Source organism: Mycobacterium syngnathidarum (assembly GCF_001942625.1).
GTDB classification, from domain to species: Bacteria; Actinomycetota; Actinomycetes; order Mycobacteriales; family Mycobacteriaceae; genus Mycobacterium; species Mycobacterium syngnathidarum.
Genome location: NZ_MLCL01000022.1, coordinates 80,097 through 96,889, shown reverse-complemented (window position 1 = coordinate 96,889; position 16,793 = coordinate 80,097). Strand labels below are relative to the sequence as shown.

The 16,793-nt window shown below is 66.1% G+C and carries 19 protein-coding genes; 14 read left to right on the top strand and 5 right to left on the bottom strand.

From position 1 onward, the window contains the following. Positions 1–43: 43 nt before the first annotated feature. Together BKG60_RS05095 and BKG60_RS05090 are read right to left on the bottom strand one after the other, a co-directional pair. Entirely contained in the window at positions 44–355 is a 312-nt protein-coding gene (locus tag BKG60_RS05095) for a helix-turn-helix domain-containing protein (RefSeq protein ID WP_019345508.1), read from the bottom strand. Between the two features lie 38 nt (positions 356–393). Further along, positions 394–720, bottom strand: a complete 327-nt coding sequence (locus BKG60_RS05090) for a type II toxin-antitoxin system RelE/ParE family toxin (protein ID WP_019345507.1) — start codon at positions 718–720, stop codon at positions 394–396. A 152-nt stretch (positions 721–872) separates the two neighbouring features. Here BKG60_RS05090 and BKG60_RS05085 point away from each other — a divergent pair, with 152 nt between their 5' ends. Then, the gene (locus tag BKG60_RS05085) at positions 873–2,273 is read left to right on the top strand and encodes a hypothetical protein (RefSeq protein WP_019345506.1); all 1,401 of its coding nucleotides are present in this window, start codon (positions 873–875) and stop codon (positions 2,271–2,273) included. An 82-nt stretch (positions 2,274–2,355) separates the two neighbouring features. Next, entirely contained in the window at positions 2,356–2,793 is a 438-nt protein-coding gene (locus tag BKG60_RS05080; RefSeq protein WP_019345505.1) for a hypothetical protein, read from the top strand. Between the two features lie 29 nt (positions 2,794–2,822). Here the strand turns inward: BKG60_RS05080 and BKG60_RS31910 are convergent, their stop codons facing one another. After that, positions 2,823–2,972 (bottom strand): hypothetical protein, encoded by a 150-nt coding sequence (locus tag BKG60_RS31910; protein WP_019345504.1) that lies wholly within the window; start codon positions 2,970–2,972, stop codon positions 2,823–2,825. 483 nt (positions 2,973–3,455) lie between these two features. On the opposite strand from BKG60_RS31910, the gene BKG60_RS05075 reads away from it, so the two are divergent. The 9 genes from BKG60_RS05075 to BKG60_RS05035 all read left to right on the top strand — a co-directional run bounded on the left by BKG60_RS05075 (position 3,456) and on the right by BKG60_RS05035 (position 10,970). After that, positions 3,456–3,797, top strand: coding sequence for a hypothetical protein (locus BKG60_RS05075; protein ID WP_019345502.1), 342 nt, complete (start codon positions 3,456–3,458; stop codon positions 3,795–3,797). A 29-nt stretch (positions 3,798–3,826) separates the two neighbouring features. Continuing rightward, positions 3,827–4,417 (top strand): hypothetical protein, encoded by a 591-nt coding sequence (locus tag BKG60_RS05070; RefSeq protein WP_019345501.1) that lies wholly within the window; start codon positions 3,827–3,829, stop codon positions 4,415–4,417. 39 nt (positions 4,418–4,456) lie between these two features. After that, a complete protein-coding gene (locus BKG60_RS05065; RefSeq protein WP_019345500.1) occupies positions 4,457–4,795 on the top strand; it encodes a hypothetical protein in 339 nt (112 codons plus the stop codon). Between the two features lies 1 nt (position 4,796). Then, positions 4,797–5,735 (top strand): C40 family peptidase, encoded by a 939-nt coding sequence (locus BKG60_RS05060; protein ID WP_070946518.1) that lies wholly within the window; start codon positions 4,797–4,799, stop codon positions 5,733–5,735. Positions 5,736–5,845: 110 nt separating this feature from the next. After that, complete coding sequence (locus tag BKG60_RS05055; RefSeq protein WP_019347705.1) at positions 5,846–7,936, top strand: hypothetical protein; 2,091 nt, start codon at positions 5,846–5,848, stop codon at positions 7,934–7,936. Further along, on the top strand, positions 7,933–8,115 hold the full coding sequence (locus BKG60_RS05050; protein WP_019347704.1) for a hypothetical protein: 183 nt from the start codon (positions 7,933–7,935) through the stop codon (positions 8,113–8,115). The genes BKG60_RS05055 and BKG60_RS05050 overlap by 4 nt, the downstream gene beginning before the upstream one ends. A gap of 196 nt (positions 8,116–8,311) precedes the next feature. After that, entirely contained in the window at positions 8,312–8,617 is a 306-nt protein-coding gene (locus BKG60_RS05045) for a hypothetical protein (protein ID WP_047036684.1), read from the top strand. A 213-nt stretch (positions 8,618–8,830) separates the two neighbouring features. Beyond that, on the top strand, positions 8,831–9,601 hold the full coding sequence (locus BKG60_RS05040) for a hypothetical protein (RefSeq protein ID WP_043369527.1): 771 nt from the start codon (positions 8,831–8,833) through the stop codon (positions 9,599–9,601). Positions 9,602–9,740: 139 nt separating this feature from the next. Next, positions 9,741–10,970 (top strand): PPE domain-containing protein, encoded by a 1,230-nt coding sequence (locus BKG60_RS05035; RefSeq protein WP_043369524.1) that lies wholly within the window; start codon positions 9,741–9,743, stop codon positions 10,968–10,970. A gap of 8 nt (positions 10,971–10,978) precedes the next feature. On the opposite strand, the gene BKG60_RS05030 is transcribed toward BKG60_RS05035, so the two are convergent. Further along, positions 10,979–12,502 carry a hypothetical protein gene (locus tag BKG60_RS05030; protein ID WP_019346741.1) on the bottom strand — a complete coding sequence of 508 codons (1,524 nt, stop codon included), beginning with the start codon at positions 12,500–12,502 and terminating at the stop codon, positions 10,979–10,981. A 150-nt stretch (positions 12,503–12,652) separates the two neighbouring features. On the opposite strand from BKG60_RS05030, the gene BKG60_RS05025 reads away from it, so the two are divergent. The 3 genes from BKG60_RS05025 to BKG60_RS05015 are packed head-to-tail and all read left to right on the top strand — an operon-like array spanning position 12,653 to position 16,312. Next, positions 12,653–13,006 (top strand): hypothetical protein, encoded by a 354-nt coding sequence (locus BKG60_RS05025; RefSeq protein WP_019346742.1) that lies wholly within the window; start codon positions 12,653–12,655, stop codon positions 13,004–13,006. A 49-nt stretch (positions 13,007–13,055) separates the two neighbouring features. After that, the gene (locus tag BKG60_RS05020) at positions 13,056–15,320 is read left to right on the top strand and encodes a hypothetical protein (RefSeq protein ID WP_131827512.1); all 2,265 of its coding nucleotides are present in this window, start codon (positions 13,056–13,058) and stop codon (positions 15,318–15,320) included. A 26-nt stretch (positions 15,321–15,346) separates the two neighbouring features. After that, a complete protein-coding gene (locus BKG60_RS05015) occupies positions 15,347–16,312 on the top strand; it encodes a transglycosylase SLT domain-containing protein (RefSeq protein WP_075909313.1) in 966 nt (321 codons plus the stop codon). 24 nt (positions 16,313–16,336) lie between these two features. On the opposite strand, the gene BKG60_RS05010 is transcribed toward BKG60_RS05015, so the two are convergent. Continuing rightward, entirely contained in the window at positions 16,337–16,555 is a 219-nt protein-coding gene (locus BKG60_RS05010; protein ID WP_131827511.1) for a hypothetical protein, read from the bottom strand. Between the last annotated feature and the right edge of the window lie 238 nt (positions 16,556–16,793).

The following is a 16,793-nucleotide window of genomic DNA, read 5'->3' as shown; positions in this document are numbered from 1 at the left end:
GGTCGCCTCGGGACCGCAGCCGAACGCCGAGCGAGGCAAGCGATCAGAGCGCCAGCGGGATGCGGGTTCCGTCGGGACGCTTGACCGCCACCTCCAACTCGCCGCCGGTGGCCTCGACGTACTTGCGCAGGGTCGACACCTGCGCGGCGGCGATCTGCCCGTGCTCCATCTGGGAGACCCGGTTCTGGCCGACGCCGATGAGCACGGCGAGGGCCTTCTGCGTGTAGCCGGCGTCCTCACGAAGCTGGCGGAGGCGGTACTCGGCTGCCTCGCGCCCCATCTCGGCGGCGCCGCGGGCGATGCGTTCGCGACGCTCCACGGGCAGACCGGACAGTAGTTCGTCGAGTGTGCTCATAGTCTCTTCCCCTTCCGCTGCTTCTTCTCGGTGGTCCGTTACAGGTGCCGGTCGAATAGATCGTCCGCCGCCGGAACGTTGTCCCGGTACCACTTGTTCCAGTCGCCGGTCTTGTCACCGGCGATCAGTGTGATCGCGTGCGATTGCAGGTCGAACGCGAACAGGATGCGCAACTGCCGGCTTCCGCCGGGGCTGCGCGGACGCAACTCCTTCATGTTCTGGTGCCGTGAGTGGTGGATGCGGTCCACGAACGGTCGACCCGCGGTGGGGCCGTTATCGGCCAGGTACTCCAACGCCGACAGGACGCTGTCCTGCGTGGCTTCGTCCAGGCCGATGATCCAGTCGTGGATCAGTGTCGTGTCCACCTCCCACCGTCGTATCGGCACAGGACTAAGGCATCACTCAAAACTGATACTAGCTAGAACTGATACAGGGGTCGACGTGGCCGTTCTCTGAAGCTTGACCGCAGGCCGCGCCGCGCTCGTCCAACACCCCTTGGCCAGCTCACACTCGCGTTATGGAACCCGAAGATCCTGATCTCTCGTTCGCCGATCTTGGCATGAGCAAAACCCTTTCCGAACAATCAGCCCGTTACCACGACACCGCCGACCAACTGAAGGCTGCGATCGCAGGCATGGCCGCCCAGGCGTCCGGCGCGACCCCGACCAAAAACCTCGACCAAATGCGTAAAGAGCAGGCAGAAGCTCAACGGCTCGGCGACTCGATCGGTATCGCGGCCAAGGCGACTGCAGCGATCGAGAAAGCCGCCAAGGCGTGGCGTGACGGCGTCGGAACCGGCCACTACGACAAGACGTGGCTCACTTGGCTACGTGCGCAGCTTGATTCGAAGCGCACAGCGATGGCTGACGCCGAGACCGAGCTGCAGAACGCCCAGAGCTCCGAGGACTCGGACCGGATCACCAAAGCCCGCACCGCCGTGTCGAACGCAACGAGTGATTTCATTGCGGCGCAACGGGAATACGACGACGCGAAAGCCGCCCGCCAGACGGCCGACGAGACACTCGATGCCGCGGTCGCCGAAGCGACGGAGCAGTTCAACGGTGGAGTAGCCGCGCTCGGCGGGGCCAGTTACAGAGATATGTCCAGTGACGGCAACTTCAGCAACACCCCCAATAATCCGGGCACCACTTCATCCCGCCCCGCCGGCTCCCCCGCGAGTTCCCCCGGCAACGCGGCCCCGGGTTCAGCAAAAGCTGCTGGTGCCGCTGCGCCCGGCGGCAGCCCATCGCCCGACACTCGATCGTCGAGTTCCGGTGGCGTGGACCCAGTCGCGGTTCTTAACGCATTGCGCCAGCAGCCTGCCGCGGGACAGCAGCAGCAGCCTGCCGGGACCGGTCAACAGCCCGCAGCGACTGCACAGCCGGTGTCGTCCACCCAGCCGGGGAAGAACGACAAATCCGATGCAATCACAAACTCTGACCTCGACAACGCATTCGGAACACCCCCAGGTCTGGCTGCCCTGGCGACCACACCGACTCCGACGCCGCGGGTTTCGGTACCGTCACCGGCTAGCGGGCCCGCAGCCGGGCCGGCCGAAGTGTCCGGTGGCCCCACCGGGAACTCGGTACAGGGGATGAAGACCGAAACGAACGTGACTGGCCGGCCCGAAGGCGCGACGGCGCAGACACGTCTGAGCGCCGCGGAATCCGGTAACGCGATGGGCAAGCAGGGAACCCCTGCTGCTACGGCGCCCCACGGTGCCGGCGGCGTGCCGATCATGCCTGGAATGGGCGGTGTGGGACAGGGCGGCGGCAGCACGAAACAGGCTGACCCGGTTCGGGTTCGGCAGGTCGGCCCTGACGTCGCGGAAGTTTGGGGTGAACAAACCATCGCCGAGTCGGTCCGTGGCGGAACGATAGCGAAAAAGGACCCGCTGGATCCAGGAAACGTGCCGTAACACCTGGAAGCTGCGTTCATCTGGCCGATGCGGAAGTGAAAAGGGCTCGACGCGCCCCCACGCTGCAGGCACAATTCAGGTCATGCAGCTCACCAGGCTGACGATGTATACCCCGGCATCGATCATCGCGCACGTCTCCGCCGGGTACGCCGCCATGTTCGGCGTCGAACCGGAGCTTGGCTCCGACGAGAGCGGTGCGTACACGACCGTCACATCCGCAGAAGGCCTCACGCTCGAACTACGCCAGGTGCAGCCCGGCGACGGCCGCATGTCCACTGCCACCCGCTTGGAGTTCCGCGGCACTGATGCCCATGGGGCCGCCGACCGCCTACACGATGAGACCCACGGCGTACAGCATCACTTGTTCGGCGGCCGGTGGGAGACGCTGGCGGGCAACACGATCCGCATGATCGCAGACGGAGACGAGCCCGACAATGCGGAGAAGGCCCGCATCAGCGCCGCGATCCAGCGCGGTGAGTTGGAGGCCGAGATCGCGCGCATGCATTCCCGGCAGACGTGACGCGTGTGGAGCCCACACCCGCGGCCTAATCACCTGGCCGGTTCGACGCTGACGGCGTCGTGCTCGATCCGGTCGGCGGCGTAGCTCGTGTGAGCGTCGGCGATGCGGGCTCCGATCGCATCGTCCGCGTCGTCGGTTTCGAATTCCACCTTCTCGCCGGTGATTCGGTTCTGCACCATGCACTACCTGGTGGGATCTTCTCTGGCTCAGTCGACTTCGGTGAACGGGCCGACGAGGCGACTGAAGCTCTCCATGGACTTCTGGCCTCGCCATGCGTCCCGGTCGGCCTCGCCTTTCGACTCGTCGAGCCACATGGCGCGGCTTTCGTCCCAGGACCATGTGCCGCCGCAGCGGGCGCGCCAGGCTCGGTCGCGGTGAACTGGTAACAGAACCGGGACGGTGCACGGGGTGTCCAAGGGAGTCCTCCTGGTCCATCGGGTCTCGTGGAATGCACGGTAGGCGGCCGAGCCGTACCCCGTCACCAGCGGCGCGGGCCTGCCGTAGCCCGTTCCTGAGGCTGTCGCCTGGTGGGGCCAGTCCGCGCCGCGGCGATCCTTGGGTTCCCGATCGCCTTACACTGCGGATGCCGGTCGAGGTGCCATGTCGTTTGCTGCGACACACTGATGGTATCCGTGACGGCATCGAACGAGAGGCGGCGCGCAATGGGTGGCAATGAAGGCTCAATCGCAGTCGACAAGGCTGCATTGGATCGGGACACAGCGGAGATCAAGCGGATCGCAGCTGAGCTGCGCGGGTTCGTCGAGACGTTCGACGCCGTTGGGGCAGCGGCGGAATCTGATGCCAAGACGTTCACCGCCGATGGTGCGGTCTCCCCCGTGTACACACCCGTGGTCGCTTCGCTGAAGGCGTGGGCAGCCGCGTTGAACGACGCGATCACCGCCACCTGCGACAGCGCCGAGAACTGCGCAGACACCGCCAAGACAAAGGGCTACGCCATGGTTGGCATCGACCTGAAAGCTGCTGACGACGCCCGCAAGGCCTGACTGGGCACCGGGGACTGAGGAGGACAGGGATGAGCGTGGATGGCGCGGACGATGTCACCATCGGTGACAGGTTCGGCGATGCGTGGCAGAAACTCGACACCGTCGCAAAAGCGTTGGCCAGTGTGGCAACCGAAACCGAGACGGTCGCGACAACCGTGGCGTCGAAAAGCGGCAGCCCGGCCGCGGGCGCGGTTCCCAGTGCTTCGGCTCCCTTGTCGCCGTTCGTCTCCGCGCTCACCAGCACGTTGACCAAGGAGAGCGCGCCTGCGAAATCCTCGGCAGCCGCGCTGAGTACGGCGGTGACGGGGTTGCAGACGTGGGCCAAGACGACGCACAACATCGATGTCACAGCGGCTGCCGCAGTTCCCGGCGCCGGCGGTTCCAATCCCGCGCCGAAGGCCGGTACCGCTGATTCCCCGGCTACGGGCACTCCCAACGGTGCACCGCTGCTTCCGGTGACACCGCCTCCAGCACCGCCCGGCACGGTGCCGGCGGCCCCGGGTTCCTCGATCTTCGCTGGACCGTACGGCGACTCCTCCGCCCCGGCCGCGGCAACGACGCCGAAGCCGAATCCGCTGACACCCGATCCGTCGATACCGCCCGCGTTCTCGATGAAGTAGACCCGAAACGACTTCGAGACGACTCTGAAAGGACAGACTGTGGCAAACGACGTCACTATCAGCTCGCCCGAGCAGTTCCAGGCGACCCTGAACACGCTCACAACGCTGCGCGGTCAGCTCGACTCGGCGTTGAAGGCCTCCGACGCGGTGACCGAGGCGGCCGAGGCAGCCGCCAAGCCCGGCACCGGCGCTTCGGACGAAATCGCCCCGGCACTTGAGCCATTCACCTCATCGCTGCACACAGACATCACCAAAGTAAATGAGCTGGTAAACGCCGGTGGCGGCTCTATCGGGTCGGTGACCTCAGACCTGGCGGCGCTTCTGCGGGGAATCACTGGCACCGACACGACAGCGGCAGAGACAGCGAGGGCGGTCTGACATGGCAGGGGAAATCAGCAGCAACGAGCTGATCATCACCGAGCCCGGCAAGATCGCGCAGGATCTGCCGGCCAGCTCCGGCGGTACCGCCGCCAGCCCAGGCGTACATCCCGGCTTAACAGCAGCAGTCGACGACACCACCAAGGACGGTGAGCGAGCGCGCGACAAGGTCAAGGAGGGCTCGGACAAGACCAGCAAGTTTGGCGAGGGCGTCAAAAGCATCGACAAGAAGGGCGGCGACGGTGTCAATGCGATCCCCGCTGCCTTGCTCAGCGCGTTCGGTGCCGGAGCGAGTTCACTGCTCGGCGGTGCCGGCAACCTGGGTTCGGGGATGCAGATGCCGCAGGTGCCGCCTTCCAGTCCCGGTGGATCGATCAATTCGCCCCTGTCCAGTCCGAACGGTGCGCAGGCACTGTCCAGGTTGCTCGGTGGCGACGGCTCGATGGGCACGGGTTCTCTCACCGCCAAGGGCAAAGTCGGCGCGGGCGGGCCGACTTCACCTGGCTCCACCGAGTACCAACAGCGGATCATCGAGCTAGCTAAACAGGTTGTCGCTGAAGGTATTCCGTACGCATGGGGCGGAGGCAGCATCGACGGGCCCAGCCAGGGCATCAGCGACGGCGGAGCGGCCGACGCCGCGGGCGACTACGACAAGATCGGGTTCGACTGCTCGGGGCTGGCGCGTTACCTCGTATACCAGGCATCCGGAGTGGAGATTCCCCGCGTGTCCGGCGAGCAGTACGCGGCTGGGCAGCTCGTAAGTGCCGCCGACGCGCGTCCCGGTGATCTCGCCTTCGATGACAACCCAGATCACCACGTCATGATTTACGTCGGTGACGGCCAGGTTGTCGAAGCCCAACAGTCCGGGACCAACATCATGTTCAGCGACGCCGCAAGCCGCGGGGCTACTCAATTCGTGCGCGTGGTCAGCGACTCGTAGGCCGCGCCGGGCCCGCCGCCGGTGGACCCCAGCCCCCAATATGGCAACACGACACGCACCCGCACCCCATCTCCGGCGGTGCGGCCTGACAGAGAGGACGGAACCGCTCCGTGTCCCCCACCGACATTCCCCCCGTCCCCACCCCGCACTCCGCCGAGATCATCGGTACCAACTTCCCGACCACATCGGAGACGCAGACGGTGGCTTCGGCGTTGCAGTTGTTCGAGCAATCCGCCGCATCGGTTGGCACCGGCAACACCGCTGAGGTCATGTACGCGCTGATCGAAGCCAACGCCACCGGCAACACTCCTGATCAGCTGCTCTCCGGGTTCACTGAGGACCAGCGGGCGGCGTTCGACCGGGCACTGGCGCAGCTGAATATGGGTAACGGTGCCAGCGTGATGGCACAGGACATCCTCAACACCAAGATCCAACTCAACGGTGTGGCCACGACTTTCGAGACAGCCGTGGAGGAGTTGATCGCGTCCTACGCCGGGTCAGGTGGCCCCAACTCGCCCAAGAACCAGGCAGAGTTCACACAGAAATACAACGAGTTGCTGCAGGCGGCCAAGGACCAGGCCGACCAGATCGGTGGCAATCACAACAGCACCCAGGAGGAGCTGGTCAGCGGCGTACAGAAGGGAGCTACACCCACCATTCCTTCGACCATGGCTCCGATGCCTGAGAACGGCCAGATGGTGCCCGGAATGCCCGATGGCGCCCTGGCGTCGCTGCTGCAGAACGTCGGCGGCCAGGTGTCGAAGGTGGGATCCGGGATGCCTAACCTGGGCCAGCAGGCCCAGCCAATCATCCAGGCCGGGCAATCGGTGATCCAGGATCTGATGAAGAAGCTGCCCGGCAACAACGGCGTGCCGATCAGCGACGACGCGCTGTCACGGCTCACCAAAGCCTCAGGGCTTGCCGATAGCAGCAACCCACTATCGGGGCCGCGCGCAGACAAGACCGGAAGCTCTGAGAACAACAGCACCGCGGGATCTCCACTCGGCCGCCCACTCAGCGGGTCACGTGACGGGGAGAACGCGCGCTACACCCCCACAGGAACCTCCCCCAAAGAGGAGGAAAGTCCAGTCGAGGTGCCCGCAGGGGAAACCCGGGCCGATACACCATCGGAACCGGCAACCACTGCGGCACCGACACCGGCAGCACCAACCACGACCCTGTCCTCAGGCGAGGCAGTCAGCGGCAACAGCTCGTTGTCGACGCCAACCACCCACGTCTCTTCGGGTGACGCGGGCGCAGGTACCAACACGCTGAGTCCGGGCACAGGTGCGCCCGGGTCATCGGTGTCCCCGGGCGTGCCCATGGCACCCGCGATGGGTCCGATGATGGGGCCAATGGGTGGCGGACTGGGTGGTCCAGGGGCTGCCGGCGGCGCAGCCGGTGGACGTCCCACCAGTGGTCCCGCGATCAAGCCCGGTAAGGACTCCGACTCCGTCGCGTATGTGCCGAAGGAACGTGAAACCCCCAGGGAACTTTTCGATTTCGGAGCGGATCTCAAGGGCCTTGACCATGCCACGGACATGGACCTGGTCGCCGCGTCTATCGTCGCGGGAATCTACCGGGCGCACCGCCGAGAGGGTCGAGTCATCCAGGTGGCTGTTGGGGTGAACCGCTCCGAGGCAGTGTTCGCCACCGGTGACGGTCTCGGATTTCTGGCGCCGGGTATGCGGGCCGCACCACACCTGATTCCGTTGATTACCAAGGTGTCCGATGGATTCGCCGCCAGGTGGCTGGGATGTGACCAGCCATGGCGGCCATTGCTGGAGGCGGTGGCGATCGGTGTCGTCGGCCCGTTCGACGCAGTGGTGGCCACCGACCCCGAAGCTGCCCGCAGCGGGGTGCTGGTGCTCTCGGAGCAGGAGATCGACGCGGTGAACATCGCGGCCGGCTCCAAAGACCGCTGGGGTTTCGATGCGATCGACCCTGAAGACATCGACGACACCCTGACCTATCTGTCCACGGTGTGGGGTCGCCCCGTGCAGGCAGCGGCGGATCTGGAACGTCTGGTCAATCAAGCCCGATGGACCGGCAGCGCGGGTCCGGGCCGGTATCCCCGGATGTGGGCCCGCTACCTGCTTTCGGCGGCGCTGGCCGACCGCACTGCCGGAGACATCGACGATGCCCGTTACGCGCTGCGCAGCGCGCTGCGGGTCCCTGAGACTTTCGGAGGTGGGCAGTGACGCAGGTTGAGCCGTTGATTGTCGGCGGGATACCGCTGGTGCGGCTGTCGGGGACGGTGACTGAACGAAGTGGCGCCGAACTCGCGTCCAAGGTGATGAGCGCGATCTTCTACTCGAGCCACGAGGCGCGTCCGTTGTCCCTGCAGCAGCCCCGGTTAGCCGACAAGACACCCCCGTGACGCATACGTCGCCCCAGCGGCGGGTAGGCAGTTGAGCTACCGATTGCCGGCGCACTGGAGGACATGACATTTCGACAGTGCCCGCGACACGGCACATCGACCGTCGCTGGAGTGAAGACGTGGAATGATTTCAGCTAGAGCAAACTCGGCCAGCTCCGTCCAGGGCCGATGATCGCGAACGTAAGGAGAGAAAACGATGACCATTGGAGTGAGCAGCTTCGCCGACGTTGTCGGCCAGGTGTCCGGACTAATCACCGAGACGACCGGATTCACAGCGGCAGCCGGGACCGCGACCGCCGCCGCTGCGGCGGTCACCCCGCCCGGAAACGACGCCGACTCGGCAATGGCGGTCACTCAGCAGGCCGTAACGACCGCCGATTTCATCGCGATGCTCGGGTTGGGCATCGAGCAGCTTGGTGAGCGTGCCGCCGAGACCGCTAGTGTCAACGGCACTTTCGAGGCGCTCAACGCCGCCGGCGGACTTGCCGCCATGGCTGTTTGATCTGACCCGTCTCCGGAAAATCCCCTCCCCCTCGCTGGAGACGGGCCGGCTCGATGCCGCTGGTTTCTTTGCCTCTCCGGTAAGAAACCAGCGGCATCGCTAGTTTTCGGAGGAGGTTCCGGACGCGCCGCGGGACATAGTGCACAGCCGCCCCTGGTTACGGTGCGCGCACGGTGGCCGCCGCAGGGGCGGTCGCCGGCGGAAGGAGCCGACGTGCGTGAGATGTGGGAACTGCCACGGCCAAGTGCGGGCAGCCGTGCGACCCGCGTCGTGTTGACGCTGGCGCTGGTGTGGGCAACGGTGGCGGTCCCACTGACCGTCTGGCTGGCTTTGCGTACCCCGCCGCCGGAACCGGTGCCAGCCACCCGAACCCCATCGGTGCTCGAAGCCGCAGCGTTGCGCTACGCCAGCCAGACTCTGTCGACAGGGCCGGTGACACTGGCCTCGACGGTGACGACGGCGACCGCGCGGCTGGAGGTTCAAGAAACCGCCGATCCCTCACACGCCGTCTCCTACGGAAAAGTCCGCTCAGGTACGCAGACCGCCGAGCTGTTGGTGGTCGGCACACGTGTGCTGCTGCGAGGTGATTCGGCGTTTTGGTCCAGTGTCGGTGTCCCCACCGCAGAGCCCGGGTGGATCGAAGTCGGTGACCGTCTCGGACGCATCCCGTTCCCGCTGTCCGAGGCCATCACGGCACTGGGCGCAGACAGGGTGGAAGTGAACACCCCCACGGCTGGGTCGGACACGATGACGGCGCGTATCGGCAACTTGGTCGCCGACTTCAACGCGGCGGGGGTATCGGCGTTGACTGTCGGCGGACGCAGTGCGGCGGTGACGCGTGCCCCCGCCGACGCGCCGGCCCGCGTGTCGGCAGTGGCGGGCTCCGATCCGGCCGCGGCGAAATTGGTCGGCGCTTCCGGATCGCTGACGGTTTCGGCGCCGACTGCGCCGGAGCCCCCACCAGTTCCGGCCCCGGGTTCCTGACCACCGGCCGCTGGTCTTTCGAAAACCGCTGTCAGCGCGGGGACATGACAGCCTCAGCGGTCCGTGTCCGCATTGTCGGACACAGATTCCCGGTGGCACCCTGGCCAGCACACCCCGACTGCATGAGAGGCAGACGCAAATGACGGCACAACCCTGGTCCCTGCCGCCCGAGCTGAGCGCAGGGATGCTCGAAACCGGTTCTACAGGGGCGACGTGGGCAGCCGCGTCGGCCGCATGGATGGGTTTGGCGTCGACCACCTTGGCAACACTGGGCATCGTTGGCGAACAAATGATGGCCTCACTGTCGTCCATCTCAGGCATGCGTTCGGCCATCCAATCAGCGGCGACGCCGCCCTTTATGACCTGGCTGGCCTCCATGGCTGCGATCGCGTTCAAACAGTCGGCGATCAATGCTGTAGTTGCCGAAAGTTATGGAATGTCGCGGACATCGATGATCCCGTCGGAGCAGTCGATCAACAATCGCGTGCGGGAGCTGGCAGCCGAGTCGACCAACTTCTTCGGGCAGAACACACCGCTGATCGGCGAGCTCAATGGAGAGTACGCCGCGTACACCGCCCAGAACACCATGATTGGAACCACTTACGGCGAGGTGATCACGGCGGCCACGCTACCGGTGCCGATCCCGCCTCCGCCGCCACTGAGCAATGCGGCGTCCGCTGTCGCCGACGGCGCTCAGGCGGTGCAAGGTGCCACCAATATGGTGAGCAGCGCCGGACAAGGAGCTTCACAAGCTGCCACGCAGGCCACTTCGGCGGTTACCGATACGGGAGCGAGCACGGCCGGCACCTCCTCGGACATGACCTCGATGCTGGGGCAGTTCGGTTCGGTGCTGTCGAGCCCGATGCAGATGGCCTCCAGCTTGCCGCAGTCGTTTCAGCAGCTGCTGTCGGCACCGATGCAGATGTTCGGGTCGTTGTCCGGCATGGGTGATCTGCTCAACGGCGGATCGACCGGAAGTTCCTTCGCGCCTGCGACGTTGGCCGGTTCCGGTGGTCTTCCGCTGGGCAGTAACGGGATCAACCCTGCCTCGATGGGCGCCAGCGGAGGCGGCGGAGTCCCCGGAATGGGGGGCATGGGATCGCCGTTGATGGCCAAGCCTACTGGCTCCAGTGACAGTGTCAGTGCACGGAATACAGTGCTGTCCGGCGTGTCAAATGTCGCCCAGGAGAAAGTGATCGGCAGCGCCCCGGTGGGAACCCCGGGTTCGGGGATGGCACCAGGAGCCGGCGCCGCTGGTGCTGGCGCACGTGACCGCAGCCGCTCCGATTCGGTCGTTCTGTCGTACGCCGGCAGCGGGGACATCCCACGCCGGGCAGCCGAGGGTAACGAGCGCGAGCAGTTCGCTTGAGCGGCAATTCAAGCCACGTTTCCCACTGCATCGCCGCCGAGGACGGCCAGTGCCACCGGCTCCGCCGGCTCGGGGTCACAGACCGCATACAGCGTGGTGTGATGCTTGGTGACATCTGAGCCAATCACCGCCAGCCGGGTTCCAGCCGGGAGCATCACCGCGTAGCCGCGGCGGGTGCGCACTGCGACACCGCGACGCACGCGTGCCTTCAGCGCAAGCCGGTGGCCTTCCCCGGGCACGACATCCTGGTCGATGCGTCCCAGCGTCGGTGCTGTCAATGTTGCTCCACCGGCGCTGCGCAACTCTGCGGCCAGAGCGCTCACGTCCTGCCATGGAGGGGTCGCGAAGTTGATGGTGACTTCGACTTCAGTACCGAAATCGAAAGGCTCTGCAGCAGCGAGCAGCGTTATCTCGTCACGGTGCACGTTCGGAAGCGTGACGTAATCCTCGAGGCGGGTGTCGGCGCTGAGCTCGTCGCCTGGATCACCACCGTGTCGCATCCTGGCGAGCATCCCAGGCGGCGCTTCCACCGGCCGTATGGAGGTGTCCGGCGCCAGTGGCAGTTCGCCTGCGGCCAGTGCTTCGAACGGACCGGTTGCTGCAACCTCTTCGGAGCGCTGGCCGCCAACCAAATCCGCGATCGCTGTCGCCGCTGGGCTGACAAGGAATTTTCCTGGTGCGGCCCCAGGCTGCAGCACCAGCTCCTCGCCCGCTTCGCCGCTGAGCCGGCGCGTCATCGAGGCCACCCAGCTGCGAACACCCGGTGAACACATCCGCAAGCAGTCCGTGACCACCTCCCGAGGCCAGCGCGTTGGGCTGCGGGTGTCCCCCGCGCCCGCGGTGATCACTAGAGGTGCGGCGATTCGTGCGGTCCATGCGCCGGGCAGCGCATCGGGTCCCGCGTCGACCACAACGGTTGCGGGGTGTCCGGCGACGGTGATCGTCGAGGTGGCTCGCAGCCAGCGCATCCCTGTCGCACGACGGGAGTCTTCCCGGGTGGCGTAGTCGGGAAGCAGCGCAGTACGGCAGCCGAGCATTCCGGTGCTGGAAAGCAGATCGCTGGCGAGTACGCCGGCCAGCGGCGCTGGTGTGGGGGCGTCTTTGGCGGTCATCTCGATCTGGCTGCAGGCGTGCTCGAGGAACCCGATCTGCAACCGTGCCACCAACGCCGCCGCGGCGAACCACTCACGCCACGGGCGCGCCACGGCAGCGTTGAGTGTGTCGGGGTGCCCCGCCGCGGCATCGGCCAGCGCCAGCGCCAAGTAATAGGCATCGAGGACGGCCTGCTGATCGGACTCAGCGGCCCTGCGGGTCCGGGCGGGACGTGACAGCAGCACCTGCCGAAGGGCAGCCGCGGCTGACAAATGCAGCATCTGCTCGTCGATGCGATGCCCGGCGGTATAGGCGACGTCGTCGGGATCGGGGTCCACCCCGTTCATCACCGCCGCGATCGCTTTCTGTGCACGGGTCAACCGCAGGGCGTTGGCGCGTACCGCTGACCGGCGGCGAAGCGGAGCCTGTGTCAGATCCATGATGCACACGGTATGCAGCTGTGGAGGTTGTGGTCGTGCCCGCGGCACGACACGCCGGTGTCGCACCTTACGCCTAGATGCCGACACAACCGCAGCTGCGACCCGCGCCGTGTACGCGAGAACTGGCGGATGCAACCTACTGTGCCCGCCATGATTCCGATCCAGGACGCGGGCCGAGGGACTCTGCTGTACATGCACACTCTGGCTTCGGCACTGGCCACCGCATCCGACGAGACGGTGGTGCTGCTGGGCCTGGCCGGTGTGCGGGAACCGTCCCCGGCCGCGCAGAAGTCAGCGGTGGCCGCACATCTGGACGCTGCAATGGCTCGGCTGGACGCCACGATCCGGTCGAAGAAAGTGGCACCGTCACGGATGCCGCGAGCCACGCAGGGACGCCTGATGATTCAGGACGGCGAGGTCTACGACGCCGTCGCCCACACCTACCAGCCGGGATTCCCTTTCGCCGCCTTCGTCACCGCTTTCGTCGCCGGCAGCCGCGGCTAGACGTGACCCCGTTCCGTCCGCAGATCCAGTCAGATGAGGAGAGCCGATCGTGAGTGAGTCCACAGGGGCGCAGGGTGTCCCCAACCCGACCCACGACGCCGCAACGAGTGACGCGACCAAGCCTGCCGCTGACGCTCCCCCTACATCGGCATCGGGCACCGCACCGACAGCAGCGGATGCTCCTGCCGCTGCTACCAACACCACGTCACCGACGAATGCGGCCAAACTGGCAGCCCCAGCTCCGTCAACGGCCGGCGCCGCCAAGCCCGCCGGCAAGCTCACCGCGACCGGAACGGTCCAGGGGGCCGGGGGCCTCTATAAGGCCCAGTACAGCAGGGGTGTCGATGTTCTCGACAAGGGGATCGAAAAACTTGGCGCCAAGGGAATGGCCAAGAGTGCCTTGAAGATAGGCGCCCGTGCAGTGCCCGGTATCGGCACCGTCGTCGGCCTCGGATTCGCCGCGCAAGACCTCAAAGACGGCGACGTTGTCGGTGCCCTTCTCAATACCATCGGCGCAATCCCCGGCCCCATCGGATGGATCGGATTGGGCGCAGGCCAGGCGTGGGAGGCATTCGGGCCCGACTGGCACCTGTGGGGCAACGGCGGCGCCGGCTACGGTATGTGGGACGCACCCGACGGCACTTCCACACGCATGTTGCCGGCCTCGGCCAGTGAGGCCGCAGGGGTCCGAGAGGTCGACGCGGCGCTGGCGACGGTGCAGCGCAACATCTTCGGCTTCGAAGACGGGCCGAACGGCTCGGTGTGGAACTCGAACCCGCCGGCGGCACTGACCCTGGATACCCCGCAGGTCGAAGCCGCGGTGAAAACGTGGCTGACCGGTATCGCGGACCTGTTCCATCAAATGGATCAGACCATGGCCCAGTCCGGGGAGCCCTACTTCGAGCAGTACCGCCAGAAGCTGGCCCCGCACTTTTCGGCGATCGCGGAACTGCCCGACAAAGTGCCCGAGGTGATGGCGCAGCTGCGCGCCGGGTCCAAGGCAGCCGAATCCGCCTACGACGCGCTGCTGTCCGCCAACCGCAACGCCCGCAACCAGCTCACCGACCACGGCGCGCTGACCGATCAATCACCGGCGACAACGCTGAAGAACACCCTCGAAACAGAGCTGACCAAAGTGCAGGCTGCCGCCGACAAGCTGGCGACCGTGTTCGACGGCCCGATCCCGGCCCCGGTACAGGCACGGTCGGCAACCACCAGCCCGCACGACAAGACCGCCACCACCCCGGTCACCGCGCATCCTTCGCCACTGGCCCCGGCACCCGCATCGCCGACCGGGCCGTCGGTGAAAGACACCGGCAAAAGCGACAAGTCAGACCTGGGCAATCTGTTGTCGAAGCTGGGCCACACCCCGTCCGCCGGTTCGATGGGCACGCCGATGGGCGCACCGTCGACCGGCTCCGGCGGTGGCGGCACCCCGTTGAACAGCCCGGCGTCGTCGAAACCGGATTCTGAGCCCAAGAAGTTGCTCGATGACGACAAGGACCGCAAGAAGCGCGAGGACCGCAAGCCCGAGCCGCTGACCGCGGTGAAGTCCGACACGGCCAAGCCGGCGAGCACTGCGCCGGTCACCGCTGGGGCTGCCCCCGCCGCGCCGGTGACCGGTGTTCCACCGACCGCCAAGCCGGCGGCCGTACCCGAGCAGAGCAAAGAGGTTCAAGTGAAAGACCGCAAAGTTACCTTCCCCGACGCCAAGAGCGCCAAGCTGGCGCAGGTGCTGGCGGCCGCCGACCCGACGCATCCGGTGTCGCTGGCCGATGCCGCTGCCCAGGCCGGACTCAAGCCTCCGGTACCGGGTCAGGACCTGGGGCAGCAGGTTGCACCGGTCGACGCCAAGCCCGGCGACATCCTCGACACCGGTGACAAGAAGTTCATGCTGCTCGGTGACGGTGCGTTCTACGACCTGTCGGAGTACAAGGTGGTCGACGCGAGCGCGCTGCCGCAGGACATGGGTGAGCGCGCCGCGTACTTCCATCTCGAGGATGCCGGTGCCGCATCCTCACCGGTATCCGGTCAGGCTCCCGCCGCGACGGCCTTCGACGTTCCCGGCGGGACCCCCGAGCCACAAGTTCCGGCCGACGGATCGCCAGTATCACCGGCTGCGCCCGCAGGGGCCCCGGCCGATCCTGACGCGGCGCCGGAAACCGGGACGCAGGCCATCCCGTCCGTCGGAACTCCCGGTGTGCCACGCCAGGGCGAGGGTGGGCCGGCCAACGCCGCGGCCACCGACACCGGAACCGGAACCGACGTCCCGTCGCCTACGGCGCCGCGACTGGATCCGGGTGCGGTCAAGTAAGTGCGGATACGCGGAAGGAACGATTGATGGCCGGTGAGATCAGCAGTGACGGAGCGGCGCTTGTTTCCGGGGCGCAGAAGGCCGACAGCACGCTTCCAGGCAATGCTGACCGAACCCCCGCAGCCCCCGGGGTGCATCCAGGGTTGACGGCGGCAGTCGATGACACCACCAAGGATGGTGAGCGAGCGCGCGGCAAGGTCAAAGACGGCACAAAGAAGACCGACAAGTTCGCCAAGGGTGTTGAGGATCTCGACAACAAGGGCGCCAAGCGCGTCAACAATGCTGGCTCGATGCCCACGGTTCCGTCATCAGCACCCCAGCAGAGCGCACCAACGGCTCCCTCGCCCGCACCGATGCCGGCCCCGGTACCCGCAACCCCGCCAGCCGGTGTCACCAGTATCGACCCACAGATTCTGGCAGCGCTGATCGAAGCGTCGCGCGCGCAGGCCGAATCCGATGGCGCCAATGGAATCTTCCCTCACAGCGACGATCCGTTCGCAGGCTCTTCGGCGACCTCGCCACAAAACCCGGATCCCCTTGACGTATCGCAAGTGTCGCTGGCGAAGTACCCCGGTGGACCGCTAACGGCCCAGGAAACAGCGTCCGTGATCAATCAGGCGCTGACCATCAACGGGATCCCTGATGACCCTGCACTGCGTGAGCAGTGGCAGGCCCTGTATCAGCACATGTCCCAAGGCGAGTCTGGCGGAAATCCGAACGCCGGCAATGGATGGGATTCCAACGCGACCGGAATGATCATGGAGGATGGGTTACCGTCCAACAGCAGCCGCGGTCAATGGCAGTGCATTCCGTCCACATTCGCGGCCTACCACATGGCAGGTACGTCGAACTCGATCTACGATCCGGTCGCCTCGGCGAGCGCTTCGATCAACTACGTCATGGACACCTACAACGTCGGGGCTGACGGTTCGGGTCTCGGCGCGTTCATGTCGCGTCAGGGGGTCGGTACGGGTGGATACCAGGGCTACTGAGCCGGAAGCTGTTGTCGTGCCTTGTCAGTCGGACCGGGTGACGGCGGCGACACGGTGCCGCGACGCACCGGGGACGATCTCCCAGTTCCCGTGACGAACGAAACCAGCTAGGGCAAGCGCGTCGTAGGCGGCCAGGGCGCTGGTGGCTTCGCCGGCTATCTTCACCACGGCTGCTCCTGCACCTGGATCGACCCACACGGCTCCAGAATCTTTGTTCCAGTAGGCATTCGTCATCAGCGCCATCAGTTCGCCTCGTTTCGCGGGTGTGCTGCTGCTCTTTCTTCGGCGCGGGCCTGACGCAGCGCCGTCCGTGCAGCAGCGCGGCGGGCGCTTCTGTTCGTGGGGGTGAGGTTCGTGCCGGAGGCGGCGACTTGATCAAGGATCGAGGTCAGACGTGCGAGGTCTGATGGTCCGTGCCGATTCTCGTGACGAGTGTCGTTCAAGGCGCTGCGTCTTCCTCTTCGTTTTGATGTGCCATCAT

Bases quoted from the DNA above. Each gene is read 5' to 3' on its own strand.
- BKG60_RS05095 (WP_019345508.1), bottom strand. From the start codon at position 355: ATGAGCACACTCGACGAACTACTGTCCGGTCTGCCCGTGGAGCGTCGC.
- BKG60_RS05085 (WP_019345506.1), top strand. From the start codon at position 873: ATGGAACCCGAAGATCCTGATCTCTCGTTCGCCGATCTTGGCATGAGC.
- BKG60_RS05080 (WP_019345505.1), top strand. From the start codon at position 2,356: ATGCAGCTCACCAGGCTGACGATGTATACCCCGGCATCGATCATCGCG.
- BKG60_RS31910 (WP_019345504.1), bottom strand. From the start codon at position 2,972: ATGGTGCAGAACCGAATCACCGGCGAGAAGGTGGAATTCGAAACCGAC.
- BKG60_RS05075 (WP_019345502.1), top strand. From the start codon at position 3,456: ATGGGTGGCAATGAAGGCTCAATCGCAGTCGACAAGGCTGCATTGGAT.
- BKG60_RS05070 (WP_019345501.1), top strand. From the start codon at position 3,827: ATGAGCGTGGATGGCGCGGACGATGTCACCATCGGTGACAGGTTCGGC.
- BKG60_RS05060 (WP_070946518.1), top strand. From the start codon at position 4,797: ATGGCAGGGGAAATCAGCAGCAACGAGCTGATCATCACCGAGCCCGGC.
- BKG60_RS05045 (WP_047036684.1), top strand. From the start codon at position 8,312: ATGACCATTGGAGTGAGCAGCTTCGCCGACGTTGTCGGCCAGGTGTCC.
- BKG60_RS05035 (WP_043369524.1), top strand. From the start codon at position 9,741: ATGACGGCACAACCCTGGTCCCTGCCGCCCGAGCTGAGCGCAGGGATG.
- BKG60_RS05030 (WP_019346741.1), bottom strand. From the start codon at position 12,502: ATGGATCTGACACAGGCTCCGCTTCGCCGCCGGTCAGCGGTACGCGCC.
- BKG60_RS05025 (WP_019346742.1), top strand. From the start codon at position 12,653: ATGATTCCGATCCAGGACGCGGGCCGAGGGACTCTGCTGTACATGCAC.
- BKG60_RS05015 (WP_075909313.1), top strand. From the start codon at position 15,347: ATGGCCGGTGAGATCAGCAGTGACGGAGCGGCGCTTGTTTCCGGGGCG.
- BKG60_RS05010 (WP_131827511.1), bottom strand. From the start codon at position 16,555: ATGGCGCTGATGACGAATGCCTACTGGAACAAAGATTCTGGAGCCGTG.